Below are 12,586 nucleotides of genomic sequence, written 5' to 3'. Positions count from 1 at the left end.
CCGCCCAGCGCCCGCCCCCCCGAGGGGCCATGCGCCGGACGCTTCAGGCCTGCTGTTCGCGTTCGGCCCAGGCGTCGTAGCCGCCGCGCAGCGCCCAGATCTTGCGGTAGCCGGCCGCACGCAGCCGCGAGGCCAGCAGGGCGGCCGACACTTCATTGGGGCATGCGCAATAGACCACGATGTCGGAATCGATCGCGCCGGGATCGAGCGCGGGCAGCGGCTGCTTCAGGTCCACGGCCACGGCGCCCGGAATGCGTGCGGCATCGCGCTGGGCCTCTGGCCGCACGTCGAAGACCAGCGCATCGCGTCCGCTCTGGCGCCACTGCATCAGTTCGTCCACCGACAGCCGCGGAATGACGCGCAGGCTGCGCAGCAGGATCTTGCGCCGCAGAAAGCGCGCCACGATGTACAGCGCCAGCACGCCCGCCAGCACGGCCAGTCCCATCGGGCCGTAGGTGCCCAGGATGTCGAGCACGTCGTTGACCACGCTGTGAAAAAGGCCGCCCAGCAGCAGGGCCGAGCCCACCCAGATCAGCGCGCCGGCCAGGTCGTAGAGAAAGAAGCGGCGGTACGGCGTGTTGGTCAGCCCCGCCATGACGGTGGACAGGGCGCCCGCGCCCGGCAGGAACTTGCACACCAAGAGCGCGCGCACGCCGATGCGCAGGTACAGGCGCTGCGTCTGGCGGATGCACGAATCCTGCGACAGCGACACCTTGCAGACCACGCCCAAGAGGCGCGACCCGTAACGCCGCCCGGCCCAGTACCACAGGCTGTCGGCGATGAGGCAGGCGGCGGTCGCGGCCAGAAGGGGCACAAGCCAGCCGGCGGCGCCGGCCAGCGCGCCGGCCGCGATGATCATGGGATAGGCGGGCACCGGCAGACCGGCCTGCTCGATGAGGACGTTGCCGAACACCAGCCACCCGCCGTACTGCTCGAGCAGCAATTGAATATCTTGCATGGGATTTCCAGCATGCCGCGCGCGGCGCGGCTCATCCGCGGATTTTAGGCGCGCGGCTGCGCGCCGGGGCCATAGACCCTGCCAGCCGCGCGGCAACGGTCTGTTCCGTTGGCGCGCCGCCCGTTGCCGTCCCGCCCGGACGCGGCGCACCAATGTGGTGCCACGCTTCCCCGCCAGGGTGCCTATAATTCTGCCCGGCCATCAGGTTTGCCCGCCTTGTCGCGGGACTGCCCCGTGGCATACAAATTGCTTCGCCAGGACAGGCTGAGAACTCGACCATTCGGGCGGGTGCGCCGCCTGGCGCTCCCATCCGATGACCGAGCCCACGCCCCCGTTCACGCACGATCTGCCCGGCATGCCTGCCGGCCGCAGCGGCCTCCGTGCTGCGGGCGTCATCCCCCCTCATCTCCATTCCCTGTCCTTCCCCGCGTAGGAGTCACCTGCATGAAATCCCTTTCCCTTTCGACCGCCGGCGGCATCGCCCGCCGCGGCCTGCTCAAGCTGGCCTTGGCTGCAGCCGGCGCAATGCTGTTCTCGGGCGCGGCCCTGGCCCAGGCGCCCGCCAAGACCAAGGTCGCCGCCGTGTACACGGTGCCGGTCGAACAACAATGGGTATCGCGCATCCACAAGGCGCTGTCGGCCGCCCGCGACCGAGGCGACATCGAGTACACGTTCTCGGAAAACGTCACCAACGCCGACTACGAGCGCGTGCTGCGCCAGTACGCTGAACAAGGCAATAAGCTGATCGTGGGCGAGGCCTTCGCCGTGGAAGCCGCCGCCCGCAAGGTCGCCAAGGACTATCCGCAGACCGCCTTCCTGATGGGTTCGTCGGGCAAGCCCCAGCAGCCCAACTTCTCGGTGTTCGACAACTACATCCAGGAACCGGCGTACCTGACCGGCATGATCGCCGGCGGCATGAGCAAGACCGGCAAGATCGGCCTGGTGGGCGGCTATCCCATCCCCGAAGTGAACCGCCTGATGCAGGCCTTCATCGACGGCGCCAAGGAAATCAATCCGAAGGCCGAGTTCACCGTGACCTTCATCGGCTCGTGGTTCGATCCCCCGAAGGCCAAGGAAGCCGCCTTCGCGATGATCGACAAGGGCGCGGACGTGCTGTACGCCGAACGCTTCGGCGTGTCGGACGCCGCCAAGGAACGCGGCAAGCTGGCCATCGGCAACGTGATCGACACCCAGCCGCAGTACCCCGAGACGGTCGTCGCCTCGGCGCTGTGGAGCATGGAGCCGACCATCGACGAAGCGCTCAAGCAGGTCAAGGCCGGCACGTTCAAGGCCGAAGACTTCGGCCAGTACTCGCTGATGAAGCACAAGGGCTCGTCGCTCGCGCCGCTGGGCACCTTCGAACAGAAGATCCCGGCCGACCTGATCGCCAAGGTCCAGGCCAAGGAAAAGGCGATCCTGGACGGCAGCTTCACCGTCAAGGTCAACGACAAAGAACCCAAGTCCTCGGCACGATGAATCAAGCGCCTCTCGCCCTGCAACTGACAGGGATCACCAAACGCTTCGGCAGCCTGACGGCCAACGACGATGTTTCGCTCACGCTGCGCCAGGGCGAAGTGTTGGCCTTGCTGGGCGAGAACGGCGCCGGCAAATCGACCCTGGTGTCGATCCTGTTCGGCCACTATGTGGCCGACGCCGGCAGAATCGAAGTCTTCGGCAAGCCCCTGCCCGCCGGCCGGCCCGACGCCGCGCTGGCGGCGGGCGTCGGCATGGTGCACCAGCATTTCACGCTGGCCGACAACCTCACCGTGCTGGACAACATCATGGTGGGCACCGAATCGCTCTGGAAGCTGGCCTCGGGCCGCGGCCAGGCCCGCAAGCGCCTCGTGGAACTGGGCCAGCGCTTCGGCCTGGGCGTGGACCCGGACGCGCGCGTGGGCACGCTGTCGGTCGGTGAAAAACAGCGCGTCGAAATCCTGAAGGCGCTATACCGCGGCGCCCGCGTGCTGATCCTGGACGAGCCCACCGCCGTCCTCACGCCGCAGGAAGTGCAGGACCTGTTTGCCACGTTGCGCGGCTTCGTCGACGAAGGACTGGCGGTCATCTTCATTTCGCACAAGCTGGACGAAGTGATGGCCGTATCGCGCCGCGTGGCCGTGCTGCGGCAAGGCAAGCTGGTCGCCGAGCGCGACACCGCGGGCACCAATCCCGCGGAACTGGCCGAGCTGATGGTGGGCCGCAAGGTGGTCATGCCGCGCGCCGAAGCCGCTTCGGCCGCCGAGCAGGCCGCGCCCGTGGTGACGCTGTCCCAGGTCACCGTGCGCGACAGCCGCGATGGCGCGCCGCGCCTGGACAGCCTGGACCTCGTTGTCCACACGCATGAAATCGTGGCCATCGCCGGCGTGGCCGGCAACGGCCAGCAGGCGCTGGTGTCGGTGCTGACCGGCCTGCGCCAGCCCTCGGACGGCACGATCCGGCTGGGTCCGGAACACGCTGCGGCGCCGACGACGCCCGCCGGCTGGACCGCCGCGCGCGTGGGCCGCATTCCGGAAGACCGCCACGGCGAAGGCATGATTGGCGACAGCCCCTTGTGGGAAAACGCCATCGTCGAAGACCTGAAGGACAAGCGCTTCGCGCGTCATGGCCTGATCCGCGCCCGCGCGGGCAAGGCCTACGCGGCGTCGCTGGCCAAGCAGTTCGACGTGCGCGCCGCGTCGCTGGACGTGCGCACGCGCAGCCTGTCGGGCGGCAACATGCAAAAGCTGATCCTGGGCCGCACGCTGGCGCGCGAGCCGCGCTTCATCGTGGCCGATCAGCCCACCTGGGGCCTGGACATCGGCGCGGTCGCCTACGTGCGCGAGCAGCTTCTGGCCGCCCGCGCCCGCGGCGCCGGCGTGCTGCTGGTGTCCGAGGACCTGGAAGAGATCTTTGCCCTGGCCGACCGCATCGCCGTGCTGTGCGGCGGCAAGCTGGTCGCGGTCAAGCCGGTGGCCGAATGGACGCCGGCCACCGTCGGCCTGGCCATGACGGGAACCCGGGCATGACGGTGCGAACCGTACCGCCCGGCTTTCTTCACTTTTGAGCATCCCATGAAACTGATCCTGGAACGCCGCCCCGAGCCCAGCCGCCTTGCGCTGGCATTGGCGCCCATCGCGGCCATCCTCTTCACGCTGGCGGTCTGCACGCTGCTGGTGGCCTGGGCCGGCGCCCCCGTCGGCCGCACCTACGCGCTGCTGTTCGAAGGCGCGTTCGGCACGCGCTTCGCGCTGTCCGAAACCCTGACGCGTGCCACGCCGCTGATGCTGACGGGCCTTGCCTGTGCCGTGGCCTTTCGCGCCCGCTTCTACAACATCGGCGCGGAAGGGCAGCTCTATCTGGGCGCGCTGGCGGCGGTGGCCGTGGGCGGCCTGCACGACGGCACGGGCTTTGACCTGCCGGTGCCGGTGCTGTTTGGCGGCATGATGCTGGCCGCGGCGCTGGCCGGCGCGTTGCTGCTGCTGATTCCTGCCCTCCTGAAAACCCGCCTGGGCGTCGACGAGGTGGTGACCACGCTGCTGGGCAACTTCATCGTGCTGCTGTTCGTGTCGATGATGCTGGACGGCCCGATGAAGGATCCGATGGCGATGGGCTGGCCGCAATCGGTGGCGCTGAACGGCGACCTGGAACTGGGCAAGCTCATCGAACGCACGCGCGCCCACACGGGCCTGTTGTGGGCCGCGGGCCTGGCGCTGGGCCTGTGGCTCTTGAACCGCTACACCGTCTTCGGTTTTCAGATGCGCGCGGTGGGCGCCAATGCCCACGCCTCCCGCTTTCTGGGCCTGCCGGTGAACCGCGTGATGCTGGGCACCGCCATGCTGTCCGGCGCGCTGGCCGGCCTTGCCGGCGCCATCGAGGTCGCGGGGCGCACCAGCTACGTCACGCTGGATATGTCGCCAGGGTACGGCTACACGGGCGTGGTCGTCGCCATGCTGGCCGGCCTGCATCCGCTGGGCGTGATCCTGGCCAGCATCTTCGTGGCCGGCATGCTGGTCGGCGCCGACAGCATGAGCCGCGCCATCGCCGTGCCCAACTACATCGCCGACGTCATCGTCGCCACTTCGCTGCTCGCCATGCTGGTCGCGACGTTATTCGCGCAGTACCGCCTGCGCCGCAACAAGGCTTGAGGAGCACGCCATGGAATGGATGGATCTGATGAGTTCCTCGGCGTTCTGGGTGGCCGTGCTGCGCCTGGCCACGCCGCTGATTCTGGGCACGCTGGGCGTGCTGCTGTGCGAGCGCGCCGGCGTCTTGAACCTGGGCATCGAGGGCATCATGGTGGCCGGCGCCTTCACCGGCTGGCTGGTCGTCTACCTGGGCGCGCCGCTGTACGTGGGCGTGCTGGCCGCCGCGCTGGCCGGCGCCGTGTTCGGCCTGCTGCACGCCGTGCTGACGGTGCCGCTGGGCCTGTCGCAGCACGTCTCGGGCCTGGGCGTGACGCTGCTGGCCACCAGCCTCAGTTACTTTGCCTACCGCGTCACGTTCCCCAGCGTGTCCGCGCCGCCGACGATCACCCCATTTGCCGAGATGAAGTTCCTGGCGGCAATTCCGCTGATCGGCCCCGTCCTGGCCGGGCAGACGCCCATGACGCTGATCGCGCTGGCCTCCGTGCCGATCCTGGCCTGGGTGCTGAACCGCACGCCGGTGGGGCTGGCCGTGCGCATGGTGGGCGAGAACCCCGCCGCCGCCGAAGGCCAGGGCCTGTCCGTGACGCGCCTGCGCATCGGCGCTATCGTGGCGGGATCGGCGCTGATGGGCGTGGCGGGCAGCTTCCTGACGCTGGCCGCATTCAACGCGTTCTTCTTCAACATGGTCAACGGCCGGGGCTGGGTCTGCGTGGCGCTGGTGGTGTTTGCGTCGTGGCGGCCCGGCAAGGCGCTCCTGGGCGCGCTGATCTTCGCGTTCTTCGACGCGCTGCAACTGCGCCTGCAACAAGGCGGCGCGGCGCTGCCGGGCATGCCCGAACTGCCGTATCAGGTGTATCTGATGCTGCCCTACATCCTGTCCATCCTGGCCCTGGTGTTCATGGCGCGCCGCGCCGCCTACCCGCAGGCCTTGATGAAGCCTTACCGCAAAGGCGAACGGTGACGGGACGCCATGACGACACTGACATTCTTCGCAAGGAACACGCATGCTTGACCTGATTCTTAAGCACTGCACGCTGCCCGACGGCCGCACCAACATCGACATCGGCGTGGCCGATGGCCGCATCGCCGCGCTGGAACCGGCCCTGAAGGCCGAGGCCGCGCAGACGGTGGACGCCGCCGGGCAACTGGTCACCTCCCCCTTCGTCGACGCGCATTTCCACATGGACTCGACGCTGTCCTTTGGCCTGCCGCGCGTGAACCAGTCGGGCACGCTGCTCGAAGGCATTGCGCTGTGGGGCGAGCTCAAGCCTCTGCTCACGCAGGAAGCGCTGGTCGAACGCGCGCTGGCCTATTGCGACTGGGCCGTGGCGCGCGGGCTGCTGGCCATTCGCTCGCACGTGGATGTCTGCGACCCGCGCCTCTTGGCAACGGAAGCGCTGCTGCACGTGCGCGAAAAGGTCAAACCTTACCTGGACCTGCAACTGGTCGCCTTCCCGCAGGACGGCGTGCTGCGCGCGCCCGGGGCGCTGGACAACCTGAAGCGCGCGCTGGACATGGGCGTGGACGTGGTGGGCGGCATTCCGCACTTTGAACGCACCATGCAGGACGGCGCCGAATCCGTGCGCATCCTGTGCGAGCTGGCGGCAGAACGCGGCCTGCGCGTGGACATGCACTGCGACGAAAGCGACGATCCGCTGTCGCGCCACATTGAAACGTTGGCGTATCACACGCAGCGGCTCGGCCTCTACGGCCGGGTGACGGGCTCGCACCTGACGTCCATGCATTCCATGGACAACTACTACGTGTCCAAGCTGATTCCGTTGATCCGCGAAGCGGGCGTGTCGGCGATTGCCAATCCGCTCATCAACATCACGCTGCAAGGCCGCCACGACACGTATCCGAAGCGACGCGGCATGACGCGCGTGCCCGAGCTGATGGCGGCAGGCGTGCCGGTCGCCTTCGGCCACGACTGCGTGATGGACCCGTGGTACAGCCTGGGTTCAGGCGACATGCTGGAAGTCGCGCACATGGGCCTGCACGTGGGCCAGATGACGGGACAGGACGCGATGCGCGCCTGTTTTGAAGCGGTGACGACCACGCCCGCCAAGATCCTGGGCCTGGACGAGACGGGCCTGGCGGTCGGCAAGCGCGCCGACCTGGTGCTGCTGCAGGCGCGCGACGCGGTCGAGGCATTGCGCCTGCGCGCCACGCGCCTGATGGTGCTGCGCGCGGGCAAGGTGGTGGCGACCACGCCGCCGGCCACCGCCACGCTGCACCTGCCGGGCCGCCCCGGCGAAGTCAGCTTTCAGACGTCGGCCCGCTGACGTAAGCCGGCTGCGCCGCGGCCGTCACGATGATCTCCACCAGCATGTCGGGCGAGGCCAGCTTGGCCTCGCAGGTGGCGCGGGTGGGCATCGCGCGCGGCAGCGCCCACTCGGCCCACACGGCGTTCATGCCGGCAAAGTCACGCGCGATGTCCTTGAGCCAGATCTGCACGGACAGCAGCCGCGACTTGTCGGTGTTCGCCTGCTTCAGATAGCCGTCGATCTTGGCCAGCACGTCGCGCGTCTGGGCCTGGATGCCGCCTTCCGCGGTCGACGTCACCCCCGCGATATAGACGGTGTCGCCGTGAATCACGATGCGGGACAGGCGCTCGTTGGTTTCCCTGCGCACGATATCGTTCATTCGTCTTGCTCCTTGGTCGATGGGGCGGATGCCATGGCGGCATCCGAAAAACGTTCAATCCGGAATGGCGCGATCGGCAGGTCCGTCGCGCCGGTCGTGATCAGGTCGGCCATGATGCGGCCCACGATGGGCCCGAGCTCGAAGCCGTGCGCCGAAAACCCGAAGGCGTGAAAGGCGGTCTCATGCCGGCTGCTGCGCCCGATCACCGGGATCTCATCGGGCATGGCCGCCTCGATGCCGGCCCAGCCGCGGTTCACGATGGCGTCGCGCATGTGCGGGAAAAGGTCCACCACCGTGCGTGCGCCCTCGGCCAGCGAGCGGAAATCCAGTTCGGTCCATTCGGCATCCCGATCCACCCAGGCACGCCGGCCCCCGCCGATCAGCACGGTGCCATTGGTGCGCTGCTTGAACGACAGCGCACGGCCCGTGCCCAGCACCACGGGATCCAGAAAGTGATCCATGCGCAGCGTGACGAGCATCATCGGACTGATGGGTAGCAGCGGCACCGGCTCGCCCCACTGCGCGGCGATGCGATCCGCCCATGCGCCCGCGCAGTTCAGCACCTGCGGCGCGGTGTACACGCCGTCATCCGTCTGCACGCGCCATTGCCCGTCCTGACGCGTCACGCCTTGCACGCGCACGCCTTCCAGAAAGCGTGCGCCCAGGCTGGCGGCCTTCATGCGAAAGGCGAGGGTGGTGCGGTAGGGATCGGCCGCCGCGTCCTCGCGCGCGATCAGGCCGCCCTGCACCGTGGGCGCAATCGCGGGAATCATCTCCAGCAGGTCTTCACGCGTTATCCACTGCTCGTGGGTGTAGCCGTGATCGGTCATGGTCTTGAGCCGCGCGCGCAGCGTCTCGGCATCCGCCGCGTTCTCGGCGACGCGCACCTGCCCGTGCTGCTCGAAGCCGCAATCGTCATCCACCAGTTCGCCGATGCGGTACCAGATCTCGCGCGAGGCCAGCGCCAGCGGCACTTCGGCCAGATGGCGCGACAGCGTGCGCACGCCGCCCGCATTGACGCCGGAGGCGTGACGCCCCACGTAGTTCTTTTCGACGACCAGCGCGCGCACGCCAGCGCGCGCCAGATGCAATGCGGCCGAGCTGCCATGCAGCCCGGCGCCGATGATGATGACTTCAGCCGCCCGCGGGTGAACGGTCATGGTGTCCACCCGTCATTTCTTCAGGCGGACGACCGCCTGGCGCGAATCGTCGGTCTGGGGCAGCGAGGCCAGTTCGCCCAGCGTGAGCGGCTTGGTCGGGAAGCGCAGCCGGTAATAGCCCACTTCCTCGGTTGGCACGCCGCGTTCCTCGGCAATGATTTCCGACACCGTCAGGCCGCAGAAGCGGCCCTGGCACGGACCCATGCCGCAGCGCAGGAAGGCCTTCATCTGGTTCGGCCCGCTGCAGCCCAGCTTGACGGTCTCGCGCACCTGCGCGGCGGTCACTTCCTCGCAGCGGCAGACGATGGTGTCGCCGGTGGGCCGGCGGAATGCCTCGGGCGCCTTATAGAGCGTGTCGAAGAATTCGCGGCCCCGCACAGCCCGCGCCAGCGCCTCGCGCGGCGCGGCGGCCTCGCTGTCGCGCTTGCGGGCGTCGATGCGGCCCAGCAGATGCGCGGCCTGCAACGCAGCCAACCGGCCGCGGTGTTCGGCCGCCACCGCGCCCGCGATGCCCGCGCCGTCGCCGGCCATGCCGATGCCGTCCACCGCCGTCGTGCCCCACTCGTCGACCTCCGGCTCCCAACAGTCCAGCGCGTCATTCCAGCGGTGCGCCACGCCCACCGCGCGCGACAGGTTCACGTTGGGCACCACGCCCTGGTGCAGCATCAGCTGATCCGCAGGCAACATCTTGGTGACGCCGCCCGCCGTGTAACGCACGCTTTGCAGCTTGCCGTCGCCCAGCGCTTCCAGCGCCGTCACGCCCTTGACGATGGGCACGGCTGCCTTGACCGCGCGCAGCAGTTTCAGTCCCTTGCCCAGATATGGCGACCGCAGAAAGCCCCAGACCTTGGGCAGCGCCTGTCCCATGCGTCCCGGCGGCGTGGTTTCCAGCAGCGCATCGACCTTCACGCCCGCATTCAGGTACTGCCAGGCCACCAGGTACAGCAGCGGCCCGCAACCGGCCAGCACGGTGCGATCGGACGGCACGACGCCGGACGACTTCAACAGGATCTGCGCAGCGCCCGCGGTGATGACGCCCGGCAGCGTCCAGCCTGGAATGGGGAAGGGCCGCTCCTGTGCGCCGGTGGCCAGCAGCAGGCGGCGTGCGTGCACGATGCGGGCCTCGCCCGCCACCGAGTACGCCACCTCGAAACCGTCGGCCGGCTCGGGCGCGGTGCGCTGCGCCACGGCCCAGACCGTCGCTCCCGGCACGTAGCGCGCGCCCGATTTCTGGAACGGCGGCACCAGCGTCGCGCCGTGCCAGTAGTCTTCACCCAGAATGCCGCGGTTAGTGACCGGAGTGGTGGTGATGGCGCGGTAGATCTGGCCGCCGGGCGCGGGCTGCTCATCGAGCAGCATGGTATCCACGCCCAGGTTCGCGGCCAGCGTCGCGGCTGCCAAACCGGCCGGACCGGCGCCCACCACCAGCAAATCGCATTGCATCGTGTCGATCATGCCTGCACCTTGCGCGCGCCCAACTGGCGCTCGATCTTCATTCCTTCCCGCACGGGCGTCATGCAGCCCTGCTGGTTCGCTTGTCCGTCGATGGTGACCAGGCAGTCGTAGCAGACGCCCATCATGCAGTAGGGGCCACGCGGCACCTCGTTGACGGCCGTGTCGCGGCAGGCCTGCACGCCGCCCGCAAAGAGCGCCGCCGCCACGCTGTCGCCCTGGCGGCACAGCATTTCGGCGCCATTGACCGTTACCCGCACCGGCGCGCCCTGCGCCTGCCGCTGCGCCTCGTCAAGCCGCTTGAACATGAAACCTCCGGGTCGAGAAGGGCGCCATGTCGTCGGCCAGCTTGCCGGCGGCGATCATGGGCGCCAAGTTGAGCGCGTGCGCGGCGGCGAGGGTCACGCCGCTGTGACAGGTGGCGACGAAGGCCCCCGGGCACGTTTCGGATTGCTGATAGATCGGAAAGCCGTCCTTGGACATGACGCGCAGCGCTGCCCAGCTGCGGACCACGCGCACGTCCCGCAACGCGGGGAGGGTGCGAACGGCGCGGTCGGCAAGCGTGCCCAGGATCGGCAGGCCAACCAGGTTGTCCACATAGCCGGCCTCTTCCTGCGAATCGCCGATGAGCCACGTGCCTTCGTCGGTCTGGCGCAGCGTGGACAACGGCGTCTCGAGCATGCGGCGCGTGCGCTCCAGCACGACGATCTGGCCGCGCTGCGGCCGCACCGGCACATCCAGCCCGACTTGCTCGCCAAGCTGCTTGTTGGACAGCCCCGAGGCCAGCACCACCTTGTGCGCGCGCACCGTGCCGCCGGGCGTGGCGATTTCAAACACGCCGTCACGCAGGCGGATGCTCTGCGCCGGCCGCTGCGGCAGGTAATCCACAACCCGCTGTGCAAAACTCATGTGCAGCGCGCGCAGCAGCTTGAGCGGATTGGCGATGCCGTCCACCGGCGTCCACGTCGCGCCGCGCACCTCGGGTCCGATGCCCGGCACCAGGTCCGCGACCTCGGCGCGATCGAGCATCTTCCATTCGTACTGCGCCATGCCCGGCTGCGCCAGCAGCGTATTCATGAAGCGTGTGCGCGCCTCGACCTCTTCGTCGCTCAGGAGCGCGTGCAGGCCGCCGCGCTGCTCCAGGTGCACGTCGACCCCGGTCTCTTCCTGCAGCAGGGCGGCAAGCCGGGGCCAGCCGGTGGCCGACGTCATCGTCCACACGCCGTAGCGCGGCAGGCCCATGCCCTTGCTCTGCACCCACACCAGGCCGAAGTTCCCGCGCGAAGCCCGATAGGCCACGTCGCCCTCGTCCAGCACGGCCACGTGGTCCAGTTCGCGGCGCAGCCCGTAGGCCACGGCCGATCCGACCAGACCGCCCCCGATCACCGCCGCATCGTAGATACCGCGGTGCACGGGCGCGCGCGGCGCCAGTTCTTTCTCTTCCGTCATCAGCGTCCCTTTCCTACAAACAGCTTCTCCAGGCCGACCGCGCGGTCCAGGATGAATATGGCAATGATCGTCACGTAGATCAGCACCGCCGACACGGCCGTCACTAGCGGATCGATGGTGTCTTCGATATGCAGGAAGATGCGCACCGGCAGCGTCGTGGTGGACGGCGAGGCGATGAAGATCGACATCGTCAGTTCGTCAAAGCTGGTGATGAACGCGATCACCCAGCCGCTGACCACGCCCGGCAGCAAGAGCGGCAGCACCACGCGCCGGAATGCCGTCCAGTTGGACGCGCCCAGCGACTGCGCCGCCCGCTCCAGCGCCGGATCGATGCCCGTTGCCGAGGCCAGCACCAGCCGCAGCGCATACGGCATGACCAGAATCACGTGCGCCACGACCAGGCCGAAATACGTGCCGGCCAGGTCCACGGTCGTGAAGAACTTCAGGAACGCCAGACCCAGCACCACGTGCGGAATCATCAGCGGCGACAGGAAGAACGCCACCAGCGCTTCGCGGCCCGTGAAGCGGTTGCGGGCGATCGCCAATGCGCTGGGCACGGCCAGTCCGATGGCTAGCGTGGCCGACAACGTGCCCAGGCCCAGACTGAACCAGAACGCATCGACAAAGCGCGGGTTGTCCAGGATGGCGCGGAACCAGCGCAGCGACAGCCCGCCCGAGGGCAGCGAAATGAAGCCTTCAGACGTGAACGCCACCGCGCACACCATGACGATGGGCGCCAGGATGAACAGGATGAACAGCGTGTGGAAGACGAGGCCGATGGGGCCGTTGCGAAATTGCAT

12 protein-coding genes are annotated in these 12,586 nt (G+C 68.5%); 5 read left to right on the top strand and 7 right to left on the bottom strand.

All coding sequences use genetic code 11. The annotated features are described in order from the left end of the window. Positions 1-43: 43 nt before the first annotated feature. A complete protein-coding gene (locus tag QEP15_RS00215) occupies positions 44-958 on the bottom strand; it encodes a DedA family protein/thiosulfate sulfurtransferase GlpE (RefSeq protein ID WP_142052058.1) in 915 nt (304 codons plus the stop codon). 444 nt (positions 959-1,402) lie between these two features. Here QEP15_RS00215 and QEP15_RS00210 point away from each other — a divergent pair, with 444 nt between their 5' ends. Genes QEP15_RS00210 through QEP15_RS00190 form a run of 5 tightly spaced genes read left to right on the top strand, consistent with a single transcriptional unit; the run spans position 1,403 to position 7,364 of the window. Continuing rightward, complete coding sequence (locus QEP15_RS00210) at positions 1,403-2,434, top strand: BMP family protein (RefSeq protein ID WP_152383065.1); 1,032 nt, start codon at positions 1,403-1,405, stop codon at positions 2,432-2,434. Then, positions 2,431-3,960, top strand: coding sequence for an ABC transporter ATP-binding protein (locus QEP15_RS00205; RefSeq protein WP_152383064.1), 1,530 nt, complete (start codon positions 2,431-2,433; stop codon positions 3,958-3,960). The genes QEP15_RS00210 and QEP15_RS00205 overlap by 4 nt, the downstream gene beginning before the upstream one ends. 45 nt (positions 3,961-4,005) lie before the next feature. Beyond that, positions 4,006-5,079, top strand: coding sequence for an ABC transporter permease (locus QEP15_RS00200; protein WP_056327680.1), 1,074 nt, complete (start codon positions 4,006-4,008; stop codon positions 5,077-5,079). Positions 5,080-5,089: 10 nt separating this feature from the next. Continuing rightward, positions 5,090-6,040: an ABC transporter permease gene (locus QEP15_RS00195; protein ID WP_175157317.1), complete on the top strand. Its 951-nt coding sequence runs from the start codon at positions 5,090-5,092 to the stop codon at positions 6,038-6,040. Between the two features lie 43 nt (positions 6,041-6,083). Continuing rightward, positions 6,084-7,364, top strand: a complete 1,281-nt coding sequence (locus QEP15_RS00190; RefSeq protein WP_152383062.1) for an amidohydrolase family protein — start codon at positions 6,084-6,086, stop codon at positions 7,362-7,364. Here the strand turns inward: QEP15_RS00190 and QEP15_RS00185 are convergent. The 6 genes from QEP15_RS00185 to QEP15_RS00160 are packed head-to-tail and all read right to left on the bottom strand — an operon-like array spanning position 7,339 to position 12,586. After that, a complete protein-coding gene (locus QEP15_RS00185) occupies positions 7,339-7,725 on the bottom strand; it encodes a RidA family protein (protein WP_063953567.1) in 387 nt (128 codons plus the stop codon). The genes QEP15_RS00190 and QEP15_RS00185 overlap by 26 nt on opposite strands. After that, complete coding sequence (locus QEP15_RS00180) at positions 7,722-8,885, bottom strand: NAD(P)/FAD-dependent oxidoreductase (protein WP_280148276.1); 1,164 nt, start codon at positions 8,883-8,885, stop codon at positions 7,722-7,724. The genes QEP15_RS00185 and QEP15_RS00180 overlap by 4 nt, the downstream gene beginning before the upstream one ends. 12 nt (positions 8,886-8,897) lie before the next feature. Then, positions 8,898-10,340, bottom strand: coding sequence for an FAD/NAD(P)-dependent oxidoreductase (locus QEP15_RS00175; RefSeq protein WP_217618873.1), 1,443 nt, complete (start codon positions 10,338-10,340; stop codon positions 8,898-8,900). Then, positions 10,337-10,645: a (2Fe-2S)-binding protein gene (locus tag QEP15_RS00170; protein WP_056327675.1), complete on the bottom strand. Its 309-nt coding sequence runs from the start codon at positions 10,643-10,645 to the stop codon at positions 10,337-10,339. Before QEP15_RS00170 ends, QEP15_RS00175 begins: the two co-directional genes overlap by 4 nt. Beyond that, positions 10,629-11,786 (bottom strand): NAD(P)/FAD-dependent oxidoreductase, encoded by a 1,158-nt coding sequence (locus QEP15_RS00165; RefSeq protein WP_056327674.1) that lies wholly within the window; start codon positions 11,784-11,786, stop codon positions 10,629-10,631. The genes QEP15_RS00170 and QEP15_RS00165 overlap by 17 nt, the downstream gene beginning before the upstream one ends. Continuing rightward, positions 11,786-12,586: an ABC transporter permease gene (locus QEP15_RS00160; RefSeq protein WP_056327673.1), complete on the bottom strand. Its 801-nt coding sequence runs from the start codon at positions 12,584-12,586 to the stop codon at positions 11,786-11,788. The genes QEP15_RS00165 and QEP15_RS00160 overlap by 1 nt, the downstream gene beginning before the upstream one ends.

The organism is Achromobacter mucicolens, assembly GCF_029866465.1.
In the GTDB taxonomy this organism is placed as follows: Bacteria; Pseudomonadota; Gammaproteobacteria; order Burkholderiales; family Burkholderiaceae_B; genus Achromobacter; species Achromobacter mucicolens.
The sequence above is the reverse complement of the archived record's forward strand: the minus strand, read 5'-3'. Positions and strand labels throughout refer to the sequence as shown.